This is a genomic window from Paenibacillus sp. FSL H8-0317 (assembly GCF_045040685.1).
In the GTDB taxonomy this organism is placed as follows: domain Bacteria; phylum Bacillota; class Bacilli; order Paenibacillales; family Paenibacillaceae; genus Paenibacillus.
This window is the reverse complement of sequence record NZ_CP150294.1, coordinates 4,284,397-4,303,961: the sequence shown is the minus strand read 5'-3', so window position 1 is coordinate 4,303,961 and position 19,565 is coordinate 4,284,397. Positions and strand designations below refer to the sequence as shown.

The 19,565-nt window shown below is 46.9% G+C and carries 15 protein-coding genes; 13 read left to right on the top strand and 2 right to left on the bottom strand.

Going from position 1 to position 19,565, the window contains the following annotated elements; translation table 11 throughout:
• Positions 1 to 26 precede the first annotated feature (26 nt).
• The 10 genes from MHB43_RS19120 (at position 27) to MHB43_RS19075 (ending at position 14,864) form a co-directional block, all read left to right on the top strand.
• Positions 27 to 818, top strand: a complete 792-nt coding sequence (locus MHB43_RS19120) for an ABC transporter permease (protein ID WP_370511416.1) — start codon at positions 27 to 29, stop codon at positions 816 to 818.
• A 346-nt stretch (positions 819 to 1,164) separates the two neighbouring features.
• Positions 1,165 to 2,142, top strand: coding sequence for an aromatic acid exporter family protein (locus MHB43_RS19115; RefSeq protein ID WP_221821701.1), 978 nt, complete (start codon positions 1,165 to 1,167; stop codon positions 2,140 to 2,142).
• 75 nt (positions 2,143 to 2,217) lie between these two features.
• Positions 2,218 to 2,778: an outer spore coat protein CotE gene (locus MHB43_RS19110; RefSeq protein WP_062835006.1), complete on the top strand. Its 561-nt coding sequence runs from the start codon at positions 2,218 to 2,220 to the stop codon at positions 2,776 to 2,778.
• Between the two features lie 201 nt (positions 2,779 to 2,979).
• Positions 2,980 to 4,230: a putative amidoligase domain-containing protein gene (locus MHB43_RS19105; protein WP_339177187.1), complete on the top strand. Its 1,251-nt coding sequence runs from the start codon at positions 2,980 to 2,982 to the stop codon at positions 4,228 to 4,230.
• A 385-nt stretch (positions 4,231 to 4,615) separates the two neighbouring features.
• The gene (gene mutS, locus MHB43_RS19100) at positions 4,616 to 7,417 is read left to right on the top strand and encodes a DNA mismatch repair protein MutS (RefSeq protein WP_339177185.1); all 2,802 of its coding nucleotides are present in this window, start codon (positions 4,616 to 4,618) and stop codon (positions 7,415 to 7,417) included.
• Between the two features lie 21 nt (positions 7,418 to 7,438).
• Positions 7,439 to 9,655 (top strand): DNA mismatch repair endonuclease MutL, encoded by a 2,217-nt coding sequence (mutL, locus tag MHB43_RS19095; RefSeq protein ID WP_221821697.1) that lies wholly within the window; start codon positions 7,439 to 7,441, stop codon positions 9,653 to 9,655.
• A 17-nt stretch (positions 9,656 to 9,672) separates the two neighbouring features.
• Positions 9,673 to 10,458, top strand: coding sequence for a class I SAM-dependent methyltransferase (locus MHB43_RS19090; protein ID WP_307411327.1), 786 nt, complete (start codon positions 9,673 to 9,675; stop codon positions 10,456 to 10,458).
• Positions 10,439 to 11,395, top strand: coding sequence for a tRNA (adenosine(37)-N6)-dimethylallyltransferase MiaA (miaA, locus tag MHB43_RS19085; RefSeq protein WP_260632777.1), 957 nt, complete (start codon positions 10,439 to 10,441; stop codon positions 11,393 to 11,395). Before MHB43_RS19090 ends, miaA begins: the two co-directional genes overlap by 20 nt.
• A 373-nt stretch (positions 11,396 to 11,768) precedes the next feature.
• The gene (hfq, locus tag MHB43_RS19080; protein ID WP_017687918.1) at positions 11,769 to 12,011 is read left to right on the top strand and encodes an RNA chaperone Hfq; all 243 of its coding nucleotides are present in this window, start codon (positions 11,769 to 11,771) and stop codon (positions 12,009 to 12,011) included.
• A gap of 171 nt (positions 12,012 to 12,182) precedes the next feature.
• Complete coding sequence (locus MHB43_RS19075) at positions 12,183 to 14,864, top strand: PBP1A family penicillin-binding protein (RefSeq protein ID WP_221821693.1); 2,682 nt, start codon at positions 12,183 to 12,185, stop codon at positions 14,862 to 14,864.
• 93 nt (positions 14,865 to 14,957) lie between these two features.
• Here MHB43_RS19075 and MHB43_RS19070 read toward each other — a convergent pair whose 3' ends face one another.
• Together MHB43_RS19070 and MHB43_RS19065 are read right to left on the bottom strand one after the other, a co-directional pair.
• Positions 14,958 to 15,794 (bottom strand): IS3 family transposase, encoded by an 837-nt coding sequence (locus MHB43_RS19070; protein WP_405132377.1) that lies wholly within the window; start codon positions 15,792 to 15,794, stop codon positions 14,958 to 14,960.
• A gap of 23 nt (positions 15,795 to 15,817) precedes the next feature.
• Positions 15,818 to 16,138 carry a transposase gene (locus tag MHB43_RS19065; protein WP_405117721.1) on the bottom strand — a complete coding sequence of 107 codons (321 nt, stop codon included), beginning with the start codon at positions 16,136 to 16,138 and terminating at the stop codon, positions 15,818 to 15,820.
• Positions 16,139 to 16,455: 317 nt separating this feature from the next.
• Here MHB43_RS19065 and MHB43_RS19060 point away from each other — a divergent pair, with 317 nt between their 5' ends.
• From MHB43_RS19060 to hflX, 3 genes are all read left to right on the top strand, one after another.
• Positions 16,456 to 17,019, top strand: a complete 564-nt coding sequence (locus MHB43_RS19060; protein ID WP_062835000.1) for a DUF402 domain-containing protein — start codon at positions 16,456 to 16,458, stop codon at positions 17,017 to 17,019.
• A 113-nt stretch (positions 17,020 to 17,132) separates the two neighbouring features.
• Positions 17,133 to 18,104 (top strand): AAA family ATPase, encoded by a 972-nt coding sequence (locus tag MHB43_RS19055; RefSeq protein ID WP_036613563.1) that lies wholly within the window; start codon positions 17,133 to 17,135, stop codon positions 18,102 to 18,104.
• A 119-nt stretch (positions 18,105 to 18,223) separates the two neighbouring features.
• Positions 18,224 to 19,510, top strand: a complete 1,287-nt coding sequence (hflX, locus tag MHB43_RS19050; protein WP_076210080.1) for a GTPase HflX — start codon at positions 18,224 to 18,226, stop codon at positions 19,508 to 19,510.
• The last annotated feature ends 55 nt before the right edge of the window (positions 19,511 to 19,565 follow it).

Genomic DNA, 19,565 nt, shown 5'->3' with positions numbered 1-19,565 from the left:
CGAAGCAGGAAAAGCGTGACGAATGGATGGGGCAGCTGCATCGGAATCATATTCAGCAGGTGGCCAGATGGCGACATCAAGTGCTTGCCGTACAGTTATCTATGTTAGTATGTATGTTTTTGCTATGGGAAGTGGCAGGCAGACTCCGTTGGATTGATGTACTATTATTCAGTTATCCGAGTAAGGTTTTTGCCCAGATTGGCAAGGACATCGCTAGTGGCGAGTTGTGGGCACATGTTGGGGTAACCGTAGGGGAAACGGCAGTTGGTTTTTTACTGGGAACACTGGTGGGAACCTTGCTTGCGGTTTTAATTTGGTGGTCTCCTTTTTTGTCCAAAGTGTTGGACCCCTATATGGTTGTGTTCAACAGTATGCCAAAGGTAGCACTTGGCCCAATCTTTATTGTGATGTTCGGCGCGGGTTTTACAGCGATTGTTATGACCACATTGTCCATCACGGTCATTATCACGACATTGGTCGTGTATAACAGCTTCAATGAAGTGGATCCCAATTATATTAAAGTTATTCGTACGTTTGGTGGAGACCGTTCCGAGATTTTTACGAAAGTTGTATTACCTGCTTCTTTTCCGGCGATTGTATCGACCTTGAAAGTGAACGTTGGCATGGCTTGGGTTGGTGTAATTGTAGGTGAGTTTCTGGTCGCCAAACAAGGGCTCGGTTATCTGATTATCTACGGATTCCAGGTATTCAACTTCACGCTTGTATTATCAAGTCTGTTAATTATTGCGGCAGTTGCAACAGCCATGTACCAACTTGTTGTCTATGCAGAACGCAAAATGCTGGCTGGCCGCAGGTGATTCGGAGTGTTTTACTCGTAATGTGACCGGGGATGATATTTATACAATTTCACAATGGGTGTCACGTTGCCCGATACCGTAAAATCAAGTACCATATTTAGTATGATTATTCCGCGCAGATCCGGAATGAATGCGATGATTGGAGAAGAGGGCCTTGAGGTTCTGTCGCAACGATCTAACTTGCCAGCGTCCCTCATTCGGGGCGTGTTGCTGTGACCGGCATGCATGCGCATGTCGGTTGATGTCGTCTAGTTTACTTTTGGATGAGACATACTAGTCCTGATAATGAAAGAGGCGACGAGCTGGCTAAGAATTTTTTTGCAGCTTAGAGGAGATGGAATGTTAAATGGGTTTTAGAGTAATTAAAACTGCAATCGCCGCATTAATGGCCGTATTGATTGCAGACTGGTGTCGCTTGCCGGGGCCAACATCAGCGGGATTGCTTGCCATTCTTGGCGTGGATGTAACGAGAAAACGAAGTATTCGCACCATATCGGCGCGGTTCTTTGCTTCCGTAGTTGGACTTTTATTTGCAAGTGTACTTTTTCACTTTCTAGGCTTCCATTATTGGGTGCTGGCGGTATACATATTGATCGCATTCCCGGCTATTGTCCGGGTAGGCTTCAAAGAAGGTATTGTTACAGGTTCAGTTGTGGTGTTTCGGGTGTTCGGCGGCGGGGAGATGGACATGCATGTCATCCTCGTACAAATTGCTTTGCTGTTAATTGGTCTTGGTTCCGCAATGGCGGTTAACCTGGCCTATATGCCGGCAGCAGATCCACAGATGCTGCGCATTCGCAAACGAATTGATGAACTTTTCTCGAAAATTTTCAAGGAATTTGCTGCCACGCTGCGTAATCCCAATGAAGCATGGGCGGGGAGAGAGCTGATTGAAGCAGATCAAGCGATCCTTGGCGGTATCGATGCGGCCAAGCGTTCTCTGGAGAATCAGGTGATTCATCCGAATGAGGAATGGAGTGTCTACTTCTATATGCGCAAAACGCAGTTGGACTCTATTCAGCACATGATGCATCTGGTGTCCCAGATCTATCAGAAGATGCCTCATGCGGAAATGGTATCGGAGCTGTTCGATCAGCTTAGTCAGGATGTACTTACTGAATCCTACACCGGACGAACTGAAAAACTTCTTGCGGATGTGCAAGAAGAATTCAAACGTATGGAGCTGCCGGATACAAGGGAAGAATTCGAGATTCGTTCTGCAATTCTCCAGCTGTGCCGTGAACTCGCGCTGTATCTGAAAGTCGCGAAGAAGGACAAAGCGCCGTCCCCAATCTCGGACCGGTCCCAATCTACAAACGAATAATAGAAAATAGTTGTCACCCTAGACGAATGCCCTGCATACACTTGTAGTGAATGATTGTATGGAGGAGGTTTAAAGATGTCATTGAGTCATAAACATCAATGTAGAGAGATTATCACGAAGGCGATCTGCGGCAAAGGTCGTAAGTTCTCTACCGTAACACATACCGTGACTCCGCCAAATGGTCCGACAAGTATTTTGGGGGCTTGGATTATCAACCACCAATATGAAGCCGTATCAGCGGGTGACGGAATTGAAGTTATTGGTACTTACGATATCAACATTTGGTATTCCTACGACAAAAATTCTCAGACGGATGTAGCCAAAGAAACGGTCTCGTATGTAGAACATGTGCCTTTGTCCTATCTGGACCCGAAACACCGGACTTCCACAGTAGAGGTATCTGCGGATGCAACGCAGGAACCTAGCTGTGTGGAAGCCACAGTATCAGCAGGTGGAAGCAGTGTAATTATCCGGGTAGAACGGGAATTCGCTGTGGAACTCGTTGCCGAGACTAAAGTTTGTGTGAAGGTCTGCACAGATGGATGCGGTGATTACGAAGACAAGGACTATGACTTTGGCAGTGGCGATGGAGATTATGACGATCTCGATCCCGATCTGCTCGACGATGAGCTGTGAGATTGACGCCTGTATTTGATAACCTAAGGTAGCATATGCGCCAGAAGGCGCGGTGAAGAGGGCGTAAGCCCTCTTTCTTCTTAAATATTGAAAAATGGGTGGTAACGAGCCTCGCAATGTGCCTGGAATACCTTTCACGGGAAGGCTCCGCATTGCGGGGTTATTTTTATTTTAGTTGCATGATCTGGGAGGGGGGACGTGATGAATGTGATGGAACAAGCGGAGGAAGCGCTGCGCCGATATGAAAGGATGACTGCCGGAGAACGTGCAGAACGGCTGAAACAGGCAGGCATTGAAGTACTGTCACTGCACGATCGGCGCAAACGTGAACCAGGCTTGCGTGTACGCTATGACGTAGAGATAAGTTGTCTGCAGGCAATCCGGATCAAGCGCAAGGATACTAGTGGCATGGGAGGGGCACAGGAAACTCTGTTGGAGCGTGAAGCGAGTTCAACCTTGTTCAAGCGCATAGAACGACTTGCGATCAAAACGCTGTATACGCTAGGACTGGATCATGGAGCTGTTCGAATGGAATCTTCAGAGAATGGCGGATGTGCAGTGATTTCGATCGACTCGTGTCCCTGGAAAGGGGTGACCAACCTTGCTGCTACCTATAGGGAAAGCTGGAAGCAGCATCAGGAACTACTGGATGAGGAGGCGAATCACAGACCCACTCCGATACTCGGCATGGACCCGGAGTTTCTTCTGGTGCAGATGCCGGAATCCAAAATCGTACCCGCCTCCAAATTTCTTGAACGTACAGGAATGGCAGGCTGTGATTCCGTGACGATTGGTGGACGGCGCATATATCCGGTTGCCGAACTGAGACCGGCTCCCAGCTCCGAACCACGAGAACTGCTGGCCCATCTGATGAGGGCATTTGCAGCCGCTTCCCGCAGCATCAGTGATCACTCGCTCATCTGGCAGGCAGGAGGGATGCCACAACGGGGGTTACCTTTGGGTGGTCATATTCATTTTAGCGGGGTGAATCTTACCGGGGAACTGCTTCGTGCACTGGACAATTATCTGGCATTGCCACTGGCATTTCTTCAAGACCCCCGTGGATCGGGAAGGCGACCCCGTTATGGAGCACTTGGTGATTTTCGTCTGAAATCCTATGGTGGGTTTGAGTATCGTACGTTACCCAGCTTTCTTGTGTCACCCCTTGTTGCGAAAGGTGTTGTGGCCTTGGCAGGTCTGATCGCGAGCGGGTATACTCAATTACGGCAGCGACCGTTGGCGAAAGCTGAGGTTCATGCCGCTTTTTATGAAGGAAAGCGGGAAATGATTAAGGAACACATCCCAGCCCTCGTAGATGATCTGAAGAAGTTGGATGGATATGCACGTTATGAACGGTATGCGTCTCCGTTAATCCTTCAATTAAAACTGGGAAGAACATGGGATGAGAGCCGCGATATTCGCAAACTCTGGAATATTCGGGCAGGTTCATGAAGTACGGACGTTTTTTTGATATAATAAGAAGCAAGTCTTTTTAAGTACGTGTTCAAAAAGAACGGTTTTCAGTACCGAGAAGATGGGATGAAGCTAGAAATGGAGTATCGGAGCGTAGGAAAACTACGTGAGCAACGGACATTTCGGCTGAATGCCATATTCGACGCTGATGATGCCACTAGGCATTTTTCGTAATCAAAAGCGGACTTTTTGAACAACCTTTATAAGTGATAGCTACGGAAGATATGGAGCAGCAACCCTTGAAGGAAGTGGCGAATAGCCAACACATAAGGCGGAGGCGCAAACACAGTGCCTGACCGTCTTATTGTCCTTCCAGGACGCGTTTCTTCCTGACATTATAGGAACGGGATGGAGGATATTCATCATGGCTCAGTATACGCCAATGATTCAACAATATTTGCAAGTGAAGGCCGAAGCACAGGATGCTTTTCTATTTTTTAGACTGGGTGACTTCTATGAACTGTTCTTTGAGGATGCAATTAATGCTTCCCGTGAACTAGAGATCACGCTGACCGCACGTAACGGAGGCACGGATGATAAAATTCCGATGTGCGGTGTACCTTATCATTCGGCTGACAATTACATACAGCGTCTGATTGAAAAAGGATATAAAGTTGCGATATGTGAACAGATGGAAGATGCAAGTGTAACGAAAGGCATGGTACGACGTGAAATTGTACGTGTGGTTACACCCGGAACGGTGATGGAAGGCAAAACGCTGGGGGATAAGTCCAACAACTACATGGTCTGTCTTACAGGTAATCAAAATACGTTGGCGCTGGCGGCCTGTGATCTGTCAACGGGTGAGTTGTATGTGACATCGGTGCCCTATTCCAAGGAGTGGCTTAAAGATGAAATCGGCATCTACGAACCATCGGAGCTGGTGGGGGATGCAGCGCTGCTTGAAACGGTAGAAGCCGAGGCGTCTCCAATCGGTCGCCCTGTGGTCTACACGTCCTGGACAAAGAATAAGGAAGATCTGGTCCGTCAGCAGTTTGGCGAGGCTGTGTGGGCCAGATTAGAGCCTGAACGTCAAGCGTGCATTGCACGTCTTTTCTCCTATCTGAGTGAGACACAGAAACGTTCTCTAGGACAATTAACACAAATCTCAACGTATGAACCAGATCATTATATGATCTTGGACCCGTTTACCCGCCGAAACCTGGAATTGGTGGAAACTGTGCGTGAACGCTCCAAAAAAGGTTCATTACTCTGGTTGCTTGATCGGACCGAGACGTCCATGGGTGCAAGGATGTTGCGTCGCTGGGTCGATAAGCCATTATTGCAAAAAGGGAAGATTAATGAGCGCCTTGAAGCAGTGGATACGCTGTACAACCAGTTTATATTGCGTGAGGACCTTCGGGCAGAACTCAAAGACATCTACGATCTGGAACGTTTGGTAGGTCGGATCGCGTTTGGTAATGCCAATGGTCGTGACCTGAATGCGCTCAAGTCATCGCTGGAGAAAATTCCAGGACTTCGTCAACATTGCGCAGGATCATCTTCCGCAACATTGCAGCATATTGCCGAAACGATGGATGATTGCAATGATCTGCGTGAAGCCATCGGGCAAGCTATTGTGGACGAGCCGCCGGTATCGGTAAGGGACGGAGGTCTGATTCGTGAAGGGTACCATGAACGTCTGGATGAATTGCGTGAGGCTTCGGTTAACGGGAAACAGTGGATTGCCGAGCTGGAAGCGAGAGAGCGTGAGGCGACAGGCATTCGATCGCTGAAGATTGGATATAACAAAGTATTTGGTTATTATATCGAGATCACCAAGTCCAATCTGTCCGCGCTGCCAGAGGGACGTTATGAACGTAAACAGACACTTGCCAATGCAGAACGTTACATTACGCCGGAGTTGAAGGAAAAAGAGACGCTGATTCTCGAAGCTCAGGACAAAATGGTTGATATTGAGTATGGGCTGTTCGCAGAGCTGCGCGAGCGGCTGAACAAAGAGATTGCAAGATTGCAGAAGCTGGCCGAACAGGTAGCCGAAATTGATGTGTATCAATCTTTTGCGGTGATTAGTGCTGAGCGAAACTTTGTACGTCCTACGTTGACCGACGGCTATGATCTGGTTGTGGAAGAAGGACGCCATCCGGTCGTTGAGGCGGTTATGCGAGATGGCGCATTTATTGCCAATCACACGGCAATGACCAAGGAAGAGGCACGTATTCTGCTGATTACCGGTCCAAATATGGCTGGTAAGAGTACGTATATGCGACAGGTCGCTTTAATCTCCATTTTGGCGCAAGTGGGTTGTTTTGTACCTGCGGGTCAGGCGGAAGTGCCGATCATGGATCGCATTTTCACACGGATCGGTGCCGCGGATGATCTCATTGGCGGACAAAGCACATTCATGGTGGAGATGGCCGACATTCAGGTCATGACGGACAAAGCCACACCACGCAGTCTGATTATTATCGATGAATTGGGACGTGGGACATCGACCAGCGAAGGTATGGCGATTGCTCAGTCTGTTATTGAATATGTACATGATATTATCGGCTGTAAAGCTCTTGTATCAACTCATTTCCATGAGCTTGCTCATCTGGAGGAGAGTCTGGACAAGCTGGCCAACTACTCGATGGCGGTACAGGAGAGTGGTGACAAAGTTAATTTCCTGCGCAAATTGATTGCCGGGGCAGCCAGCAGCAGTTATGGTATCTATTGTGCACGCCTTGCAGGTCTGCCTGATAGCATTATTGAGCGGGCGAATGGACTATTGCATGGGTTCGAACATGCGGCTGCACAAGTAGCTGTAGGCAGTGAATATATCGGAAGCGAAAAGCAGGAAACAGGCCTGAATGTAAAAGGTGAAGAATTCCAGCACACGGATTCAGCACCATTGATCCGGGAACACGAGATTGTGGATATTGCAGAGTACACACCTTCTATTGAAGATTCGGCAGGGAAGCAACATGCCAAGAAAGCAAACAGCAAAGCACAGTCCAGTGCAAGCCAATCGGATGTGGTTCAACTGTCCATCTTTGGGGATGATGAGCCGAATGTGGCAACGAAACCGGATGTAGTTGCGGTGGATAAACCAGCGCGAGAATTCATCCGTACGATGAAAGATATCGATGTCATGAATATGACGCCTCTTCAGGCGATGCAGATATTGAATGATCTCAAATTGAAGGCACAGCAATTATCCTGAGTATAAGGGAGGGGAAAACCTGTGGCGAAAATACATGTGCTTGATGAACATATTGCCAACCAGATCGCGGCGGGTGAAGTGGTCGAACGGCCTGCTTCAGTTGTCAAGGAGTTGCTCGAAAACTCGGTGGATGCAGGCGCCACCAAGATTGAAGTGACGGTGGAAGAGGGCGGACTCCTCAGTATTCGTGTCAAAGACAATGGTTCAGGTATCGAGCCAGAGGATATGGAAACGGCCTTTTATCGTCATGCGACCAGCAAAATAGCCCATGGCCGAGATCTGTTCCAGATCACAAGTCTTGGATTCCGTGGAGAAGCCTTGGCGAGTATTGCTGCAGTATCCAAGGTAGAGGTACTGTCGGCAAGTGACAATGATGGGCGGGGGCGCCGCATCGTGATTGAAGGCGGGAACCTTGTCTCTCATGAAGATGCAACCTCACCCCAAGGTACAGATTTTGCAGTGAGAGAACTATTTTACAATACACCAGCCAGACTCAAATATATGAAAACGATCCAGACGGAACTGGGACATATATCAGATGTCCTATACCGGATGGCGATGTCTCATCCAAACATTTCGTTCCGACTGCGCCATAATGAGAATGTGTTGCTTCAGACGTTGGGCAACGGTGATCTGCTGCAAGTGGTTGCAGCGATCTATGGTACAAGTGCTGCCAAAGCGATGCTTCCCATTCAGGGAGAAAGTCTGGATTACCGGGTGAGTGGGCTGATCAGCCTGCCAGAATGGACACGAGCGAACCGTGGTGGTATGTCGACGATTGTTAATGGGCGATTTGTTCGCAATTACGGTCTCAATCAGGCGATTCTCAAAGCCTACCATACCTTGCTGCCCATCAATCGCTTCCCACTTGTCGTGGTGCAGTTGGAGATGCACCCCTCTCTCGTGGATGTGAACGTGCATCCGGCCAAGTTGGAGGTTCGCTTCAGCAAGGAACCAGAACTATATGAATTCATAGAGACGACGTTGCGGGGGATACTCCGGCAGGAGGTATTGATTCCACAGGTCAAAAAACAGCAGATTCGACGTGGGGACGATAGCTCCTTTATTCAGGAGCAATTCCTCTTTCCACGTGGTCCGCTGAAAGATGCATCTGATGCAGAAGGATATGGACAACAAGGTCCACTCGGGAAACCTGCTAGTGCATCGCTGAAGTTGACTACGGAAGATGATGATCTGGATTTGGATGCTCCGGCGGATGTGGCCACAGGACAGCCGGTATCTGAACAGGGTCACTCAGTGCCACTACCCGAAGCTCCACCTGAGATTACACTCCCCCCGGAGCAGTTAGAAAGTTGGAACAGAGATATTTTGCAGAAGATTGCTAGTCATGACGGGGTGCAGACATCCGCTGACGTGCAGGAAGGTACTAAGGATGTAAGTGCTAGTTCTACCGAGGCTTTTCCCAAAACTGACCTGTCTTCTCAAGATGGTGGAGGTCGTGTAGCAATAGAAAAACCGCTGGCTGAAGGCAAACCAGCTACGTATCGTTCCGATTCCGTAAATTCACCGGTTAGGGAAGCACGTTCATCGTATAATCCGTCTTCAGTTCCGAGAAGTGAACGGACGTGGAAAACTTCAGGTCTGCCTGATGCCACTAAACTTGCTGCTGCCATTAAATCAGATGCATCCATGCCCGCATTTCCGGAGCTGAGTCTGATCGGACAGCATCATGGTACGTATTTGATCGCGCAAAATGACCAAGGTTTATATTTGATTGATCAGCATGCTGCTCATGAACGCGTGAATTATGAATACTATTACGAGAAGTTTGGTAACCCTGCCCAGGCCTCACAAGAGTTACTGCTGCCTATTACGCTCGAATTTACACCTTCGGAGACGGAAAAGCTGAAAACAAGACTGGCCTGGTTCGAGCAGGCGGGTGTATATTTGGAGCATTTCGGTGGACAGACGTTTCGTGTGCGTTCCCACCCGTTCTGGTTCCCCAAAGGGGACGAGAAAGACATTATCGAAGAAATGTCCGAGTGGGTTCTTAGTGAACGCAGCATAGATGTGGCCAAGATGCGAGAAGCTGCATCCATTATGTGCTCCTGCAAGGCGTCCATCAAAGCGAACCAGAAGCTGACGGATCAGGAAGCAGAAGTGTTAATTCAGCGTCTGGGTTCATGTCGTCAGCCCTACACTTGTCCACATGGGCGGCCGATTGTGGTTTCATTTTCAACGTATGATCTGGAAAAATTATTTAAACGAGTGATGTAGCTATTTAGGGGGACATTATGTACATTACAACCGGTGACAAGGAGATTGCCTCTCAGGTGGAGCGTGCGCGTAAGCTCGCCGAAACGACAGGAGGTACCTACGTACCGCGCAATAGAACGTCTTTACCCAAACTGATTGAACATTATGGTATCAACGAAATACTGGTCGTGCTCAATGGCAGAGCACGCTTGTTTCGCAAGGATGCAACGGAGCTTGAGTTTCACCCCAGTATGGGATTTGTTCGCGCTAAACGTGTTCTAAGAGGGGAAGCCGATCCCATGCTGGAAGCTGGTGCGGTACTCGAAGGAGACACCATTGTTGATTGCACCGCTGGACTCGGTTCAGACGCGCTGGTATTTTCGGTGGCAGCTGGGAAGAGTGGACAAGTCATCGCCTGTGAAAGTTCTCAACCGCTCTATACCCTGCTGCTGGAGGGCATGTCCCATTATAAAAGCAACCAGCCCTTGGTGGATGAGGCTTTCCGGCGCATAGATCTGCGGCATGTGGATCATCTTGAGTTACTGCGGTCCATGCCGGATCGAAGCTGTGATACCGTATATTTTGACCCCATGTTCCGGGAACCGATGATGGATTCAAGTGCTATACAGCCCTTACGAGATTATGCAAATGCTCACGCGCTGGATGAACAGAGCATTATGGAAGCAAAACGTGTCGCCCGTAAACGGGTAGTCATGAAAGAAAAGCGCGGCAGCGCGGAGTTTGACAGGCTCGGATTTGAAATACTTGATCGGGCGAATGCAAAAACCCTGTACGGAGTGATTAATGTTGAAAGTGGAAGTTAAACCAAAACCTAAACTACTTGTGCTGGTTGGACCAACAGCAGTAGGCAAAACAAGAATGAGCATCGAGCTTGCCCAAGCTTTCAATTGTGAGATTATCTCAGGCGATTCGATGCAGGTATATCGTGAAATGGATATCGGAACTGCCAAGATTACCTCTGAAGAAATGAAGGGTGTACCTCATCATCTCATTGATATCCATGAACCGGAGTATCCGTATTCTGTGGCCGAGTTTCAGGAGAGTTGTACACGATTGATTAGTGAAATCCATGAACGCGGTAAAATGCCTTTTATTGTAGGTGGCACTGGTCTATATGTGGAATCAGTATGTTACGGCTTCCAATTTTCGGATAGTGGTTCAGATGAAGCGTTCAGAGAGGAACAATTCAGCTATGCGGAGCAACACGGAGCACAGGCCCTACATGATCGATTGAGGGAAGTTGACCCCGTTAGTGCGGATCGTCTGCATCCGAATGACCAGCGGCGAATTGTACGTGCGCTTGAGATCCATCATCTCACAGGCGAGAAGTGGTCTGATCAGCTGGCAGTACAGAAGAAAGAGTCGCCTTATGACCTTCTTATTGTTGGTTTGACAATGGATCGGCAGAAGTTGTACGCCCGGGTAGAAGAGCGGATTGATCTGATGATCGAACAAGGTCTGGTGGATGAAGTGAAGTCCCTGTTGGAACGCGGAGTGGCCAGAGGTCATATTTCCATGCAAGGACTGGGGTATAAGGAGATTGCAGCGTTCCTGCAAGGGGAAGTGAGTTGGGAAGCTGCGGTTGAGTGGTTGAAGAGGGATACACGTCGGTTTGCCAAACGGCAGCTTTCCTGGTTCCGCCATATGAAGGATATTGAATGGGTGGACATGACGGATACCCAGGATTTTGAAGGGAAATACAAGCAGATAAGTGAATTGATTACACGAAAATTTGATTGATTTGAGCGATTATTAGTATTCTTCTGACATGCATCGATTAGATCAAGATATGTAAACCTCTACCTTTTAGTTATCAAAAGGATAGAGGTTTTTACTTATCACTAGAACAGATGGTAGAGATTGAGCATTCGCTAAACAACGCATAAATGTGCTTTAAAATGAAGATTTAGTCCCTCTTTTGCAAAACAGACAAGCGGTGTATAATGGGTAAGTCTTCTATTTTTTCACCTCGCCAAGAATGGGGGTAAAATAGCAGACAAGGGGTTTTTGTGGATTATATGAAACTGTTCATGATATAATAGCACGAAAGCTACTCAGCGATATTGAATATTACTTGAACACGAATTCAAATGAACCAATGGGGGTACGGCTAATGAACAAGTCCATCAACATCCAAGATACGTTCTTGAACCAACTGCGGAAAGAAAATATTCCTGCTACGGTCTATCTGACCAACGGCTTCCAAATCCGCGGGACGATCAAGGCATTTGACAATTTTACGATCGTCATTGACAGCGACGGACGCCAGCAAATGGTCTACAAGCATGCCATCTCCACGTTCACGCCGCAACGCAGCGTATCGCTGATGCAGCAAGATAACAGCGGCGAAGCTTAAAAAAATTACGAAACCTTTTCACCAACCATTTCGTCTACAAGTATAGGTATTGAAACAGAGCAACCTGAATAAAGGGTTGTTCTTTTCATTCCGGGCAAAATATGTTTAATATATGCCTGAGCCTATAGACGAATAGAAATTATGCAACCGAAAGGGAGTCAGGAGGTTAACATGCCAAACGATCCGTTGTCGAGGTCTAACAATCGCAACAACAATAACAAGTCACCCAAAAAAGCGAAGCCAAAGACCTCTAAAAAGAAAAAAATTACGGGTAAACGCGTTGGATGGACACTGTTTTTCACGATGGCAATCGCCATATTCTGTGCACTTGGCGGATATTTATTTATTATGGTGAGTGGTGAAAATCTGCTCAAAGCCAACAAGGACAAAACCACAATTAATGAAACTTCAAAAGTATATGATCGCAATGGCCAATTAATGGGGGAGCTATCCATTCAGAAGCTGGAACCCGTCAAAGAAGATGATATTCCTGAACTGGTGAAGCAAGCCTTTGTTGCAACGGAGGATAAGCGATTCTACGATCATCAAGGCGTGGATATCTGGTCCATTGGGCGTGCAGCCGTTAAGGATGTCATGGCTCGTTCCATGGTGGAAGGTGGTAGTACACTAACCCAACAGCTTGCCAAGAACATGTTCTTGTCCCGTGACAAAACGTTCTTTCGTAAAGCAACGGAAGTATCGATTGCCATGGCATTAGAGCGCAAGTACACAAAAGACGAAATCCTGACGATGTATCTGAACCGGATTTTCTTCGGACATCAGCGTTACGGGATTAAAGCGGCATCTGAATTTTACTTTGGAGTTACTGATCTCAAGAGGTTGAAGTTGTGGCAAATTGCTACATTGGCAGCTATGCCGAAAGGGCCTTCTGCCTATAATCCGGTGAGCAATCCAAACGACTCAAAAGCACGTCGAGGTGTGGTATTGCAGCTGATGTATGAACAAGGCTACATTACCAAGGCGGAGATGGACGAAGCAAAAGAGATTAACTATAACTATAAGCGACCAGAGAAAGACAGGAAGTATCAAGGTTTTATAGATTATGTACTTCGTGAAGCTGAGCGAGTAACAGGCAAAACGGAAGATGATCTGAATATCGGCGGATACAAAATCTATACAACCATGGATGCTCAGGCTCAAACAGCCATGGAAACGGCCTTCACAGATGACAGTTTGTTCGAGGCAAGCAAAGATGATCAACAGGTCCAAGGCTCCATGGTCATCATGAATCATGAGAATGGTAGCCTCGTTGCCCTCTTGGGTGGACGGGATTATCAGACTAAAGGTTATAGCCGTGTAACGCAGAGTCGAAGACAACCAGGTTCAGCTTTTAAACCGATTGTGTCTTATGCACCGGCGCTTGAATCAGGAAATTACAGTGCCAATTCCTCGCTGAGTAATGCGAAGCAATGTTTTGGTAACTACTGTCCTGGTAACTTGCATGGATATTCTTCAACGATCAGTATGACGGAAGCCATTACGAAATCGGAAAATATTCCGGCCGTTTGGCTACTTGATAAAATAGGTGTTAACACAGGCATTAATTTTGCCAAAAGTGTAGGCATACAGCTGACGGATGAAGACAAAAACCTGGCGATTGCCCTTGGTGGTCTAAGTAAAGGTACAAATACACTGGAGATGGCGCAAGCCTATAGTGCATTTGCCAACCTCGGAGAATACCGACAAGCCTATGCGATTAAAGAAATCAAGGATAGCGCAGGCAAAACCACCTACAAACACGATAATTCGGACACAACGCGTGTCATGAGTGAGCAAAATGCGTATCAGCTTACACAGATGCTGCAGAATGTCGTTAATGACGGTACGGGACGTTCAGCGCGTCTGGACCGTCCGGTTGCGGGTAAAACAGGAACAGTTCAAAGTGGTATCTCTGGCAACAGTGCCAACCGTGATGTATGGTTTGTTGGATACACACCGGAATGGACTGCCGCAGTCTGGATGGGCTATGACAATCCGGATGCCAATCATATGCTTAAGAACAGCAGTAAGCTGTCGGCAGCTTTCTTTGCCAAAGTCATGGGAGATGCTTTAAAAGGCGTTCCAGTGAAGCAATTCAAAGCACCAGCTGGAGGGCAGGCACCTCCGCCAGTAGAAGAACCAGAAAAGCCGGCTCTGTCCGTTAGTGGGCTGAGTGGATCATACGATCCAAATGCACAAACCGTCTCACTGAGTTGGACTGGAACGGGTGACGCGAGTACGCAATATCGGATTTATCGGAAAGAAACATCGGAAGCCCAGTTCACTCATCTTATTGATGCAATAGGAGCGACCAATGCACAAGATTTAAGTGCGTTGCCTGGTCTAACTTATGAGTACTATGTGACAGCTTACGACTTGGCATCAGGACTTGAGACGGATCCTTCCAACACCATTTCCTTGATGATTGAAGCGCAGGAAATGCCGCCGGAGGAACCTGATCCTGGTATAGACCCTGGAACAGAGATAGATCCTGAGCAGCCAGGTACAGAGAATCCGGACATTGGTTCACCGGATAATGGCAACTCGAACGGTAATAATGGTAATGGGAATGAAAATGGCAACAACGGAAATGGTAATGGTAATAACGGAAACAATGGTAACAACGGAAACAACGGTAACAACGGCGGAGCTGGCCAAGGAAACGGTCAACCTGGGGAAGGAAATACGACCCCGCCTGGTCAGGGGACAACAGATCCGGGCGGTACCGGTGAAGGTTCCGATGATGGAGCCGTAACAACGCCAGGTGAGGTAGTAACTCCGGACAGCGGAACAAGTGGGGATACTGGAGGGACAGATGCACCTGCAGATTCTCAAGCTGGAACCGGCGGCTAAGCCAATGAATCACTAAATAGCTACATTGAAAAAACTGCTTCCCGGAAAACCGGTGAATGGTCATACCCCTGTCAAGTAGACAGATGAAAAAAGCTATGCTGCCAGTGCGCATCGATATTCAATCGGTGCGCGCTGTTTGAGTTTGGCTTGAAATCGTCGGTAGTTGTAATGGTACATGTAATCTTCCACGGCTTGTCGAATCTCTGCTTCTGAATTACACTGGTTAAGGTACAGCTTCTCTGTCTTGAGATGCGAAAAGAAGGATTCGATGCATGCGTTATCCAGGCAGGTTGCTTTGCGAGAGTGGCTGCCCTTCACGCCGAATGCTTCTAATCGTGTGTTGTACGCCTGAGACGTGTATTGGAAGCCTTGATCCGAATGGAGCACGGCTTCCGAAACGTCTCTTTTTTGTGTCCATTGTTCCACCGTATCCAATACGAGCTGAACATCGTTCCGTTTAGATAATTGCCAAGCTACAATTTCGTTGTTGAACAAGTCTTGAATGACAGACAGATAAACGAATGTGTTTCCATCCGAAATATAAGTAATATCCGTCACCATTTTTTGCTGGGGGGCTGTGGCATGAAATTTGCGCTTCAGGCGATTCGGATAAATCACAGATGGCGTATAGCTGGACTTCTTCCGCTTCTTACGAATGACCGATTGGATCGATAGTTCCCGCATGATTCGCCATACTTTCTTGTGATTAACGTTCAGACCAGCCTCCCAGAGCGCCGTTGTCATGCGAGGATAACCAAACTCTCGGTTTGCAAAATGAATAGCCATCATGTGTTCTTTGATCTCACGATCACGGTCTTGTCTTGCGTCTCGCTGCGGCTGTGTTGCTCGCCATTTGTAATAACTGGAACGGGGTATTCCTGTAATCGATAATAGGCGTGTAATGCTATGCGAGCAGCGCAATTCGTCTATGATATCGTAGTTCTCCCGTTGGCTCAGCGCTTCTCCTTTACTAGATTTGGATACCGCTTTTTTAAATAATCCACCTGTGCTTGAAGGTAGTCACGTTCTTCTTCTACACTGCTAAAGGCAGTACGGGGACGTCCTTTCATTGGATTCGGAACATTGTTTTTTCGCTCATCGAACGATTCCCCGTTTTTCCACTTTTTCACCCACACCTTCAGTTGTGAACAGTTTCGAATTCCTTCGCGTTCAGCTACCACTTTATAACTTGAAGACCCTTCGACATAGGATCTAACCGCATTCAATTTAAATTCTTCGGTATACGTCTGAAATGTTTGTCCTTTTTTTGCCATAAAAATATCCCCTCCAAGTGTCACTTGAACCCTCATGATAACATGAAGGCTTTTTCAAGTGTCTACTTAAAGGGGATAATACCATGAAGCAGTTTTTTGGTATACGGAACCAACTGTAATGGAAGCTGATTTGATGAATAGGTGGGACAAAGCTTGATTTTGAGTGTAAACCTTAAATATGGTAAGCTGTAACTATTCGTAATACGTTGTGCAAGGGCGGGCCCAGAGCGCTGGAATCCATCAGGCGGACGTTATTACATTGTTCACAATAACATCAGAGCAGGTCACGGACCTGTAGTCGGCAAAGAGGGGTTCGTATGAAACGGAAATTCGGGGACCGCGCGAACTGGCGCCGGATTACGAACCGACAATTCACATGCCGGTTCGTTCAATCCAAAATTTTCACAGGTTATATTACGTTGTACACCATACAGGATTTGAAAGAACCTCTGTGGAAAACTTATGGAGGCAGTACCTTCTGTATCGCAGATAAAGGGTATTCCTGGCTGCAATACTATCCGAAGGGAGAGCATTTTGTTGTTACAGCGATGTTTGACGATCAGGAACGGATTGTAGAGTGGTACATTGATACATGTCGTAGTCAGGGGATAACCGATCAGGGTGTTCCTTGGTTTGATGACCTGTATCTGGATGTCGTTGTGCTGAAAGATGGAGAAGTATTTTTGCTGGATGAAGATGAGCTTGAAGATGCATTGTCACGGAAGCATATTACTACAGGTGATTATGACTTGGCTAACAAGACGGCAAAGGAATTGCTGCATGCCATTGATGCACATGTATTTCCATACTTTCAGTTATCGCTGAAGCATAGGCAGAGTTTGTTTGAGAACGGAGAGTTTCGAAAAAACATTCAGATTTGAGGCATGTACTTCGCCGTAGAATTCTTCTTCATGATCCTTCTAATATTGGAGCACCTGATAGAATACATTAATAATCAGGAGAGTTCAGCCCGATAAAATAGAGGTGATGGCGAATGAACGGACGGGTCATGGCTGCAGGAGAGCAACCAGGAGGCAGACCATCCAGACAAATTAATATTGTGTTGCGTAACCAGGAACCTCAGATGTTGGTCAAAGATGAAGCAGCGGCAGTACAGGCAGCCAAGAGTATAACCAAACATGCTCACTTCCAGGAGATACAGGGTGAACTGGAGCAACTGGTTGGACTTGAAAATATCAAAGACTTGGTATTTGAGATTTATGCTTTCCTACAGATTGCTCAGATGCGCACTGAAGCAGGTTTACTTAGTGGTGCGCACGTGTATCATATGATCTTCAAAGGCAATCCGGGGACTGGTAAGACCACCGTTGCGAGAATCGTTGCCAAACTCTTTCAGAAGATGGGTGTGTTAAGTAAAGGGCATCTTATTGAAGTAGAGCGTGCGGATCTGGTTGGAGAATATATTGGTCACACGGCGCAGAAAACAAGAGATCTGGTCAAGAAGGCACTCGGTGGAATATTGTTCATTGACGAAGCTTACAGTTTGGCCCGCGGTGGAGAGAAGGATTTTGGAAAGGAAGCCATTGATACGCTTGTAAAATCAATGGAAGATAATAAAAACCAATTTATCCTCATATTGGCTGGTTATTCAGATGAGATTGATTTTTTTCTTCAGACGAACCCTGGATTACCTTCCCGCTTTCCCATTCAAGTGGAGTTTCCAGACTACAGTATTGATCAGTTGATTCAAATCTCTGAGATTATGGCCAAAGAGCGTGATTATATTTTAATGCCTCAGACCATACTCAAACTAAAGCAGCATTTGCTTCAGGAAAAAAATGATTCGCTGCATGCGTTCAGTAACGCCAGATACGTTCGTAATGCCATAGAGCGTTCGATCAGGCATCAGGCGGTTCGTTTGTTGGAACAATATTCGGAAGGCAGTCCAGGAAAACTGGAGCTGATGACAATCCGTACAGAGGATTTGAACTTTGAGCGAAAGTAAGCGATAATATAGTTTTTACAACAGCCGGCCGGGCCAACCGGTTCGGCTTAAGGCATGCCATGGCATATTCGTGGTAATGAATACTAATGGATTAGTAATTAGAAGGAGTGAACATATACATGACAAATGGCACACATGATACAGATATGGTCAAAAAAGATCGCGCCGTCTTGGTTAGTCTTGTTACGGATGATGTAAAACGTACAGGTATCAATCCTGAGTACTCTTTAGAGGAACTGGTGAAACTTGCCGAGACAGCTGGAGTGGAAGTGCTAAGTGTACTTTCTCAGAACAGGGAAAAACGTGATACCAAATGGTTCATTGGTAAAGGTAAGGTGGAAGAGCTCCGTGCGATTGCAGAGGAACTCGGAGCAACTACAGCTATTTTTGATCAGGAATTGTCAGGGGCACAGGTTCGGAATCTGGAAGAAACCCTCGATCTCAAAATTATTGACCGTACCCAATTAATTTTGGACATCTTTGCACAACGTGCCAACACTAGAGAAGGTATCATTCAAGTGGAATTGGCTCAACATAGCTACTTGCTGCCACGTTTGTCGGGTCATGGCAAGAACCTGTCCAGACTTGGTGGCGGAATCGGAACAAGGGGTCCAGGTGAAAGCAAGCTGGAGACAGACCGCCGTCACATTCGTGGTCGTATCGATGATCTGAAGCGTCATCTGGAAGAATTGACTCGTCATCGCAAGTTGCATCGTGAACGCCGTAAAAAAACAGGTATTGTTCAGGTGGCCCTTGTTGGTTATACCAATGCTGGCAAATCAACCTTACTCAAGCAGTTGACGGCTGCAGATGTGTATATTCAAGATCAGCTATTCGCTACTCTGGATCCAACATCACGTACGATGGAACTTCCAAGTGGAAAAGAAATCGTCCTTACCGACACGGTTGGATTTATTCAAAATCTACCGCATGATCTGATTGCAGCGTTCCGTGCAACGCTGGAGGAAGTGAATGAAGCAGACCTGATCCTGCATGTTGTAGACGCCTCATCAGCTATGCGTGAAGATCAGATGCGGACGGTTAATACAATTTTGCAAGAACTTGGTTCAGGGGACAAGCCGCAGTTAGTCCTGTATAACAAAAAAGATGCGTGCACACCAGAGCAGCTTGAGATGCTTCCATTGGATAAAGACCATATCAAAGTAAGCGCATTAGACGCAGACGATTTGCTTAAAATCCGTGAATTGATCCAGACAGAGCTTACAGGTGACACGAAGCGCTTCCGGATTCCGGCAGAACGTGGTGATCTTACGTCCGTCCTCTACAAAATTGGTGATGTAGTAGATACCAGCTTTGAAGAAAATGATGTAATTTATGAAGTGGAATTACAAAAAGGTGAATATGAGAAATTTGGTCATATGCTTGAAGATTTCATCGAATTGTAATACTCATGACATATTGATGTGATAAGTTGACACGATAATAGATATTTAACGTCAG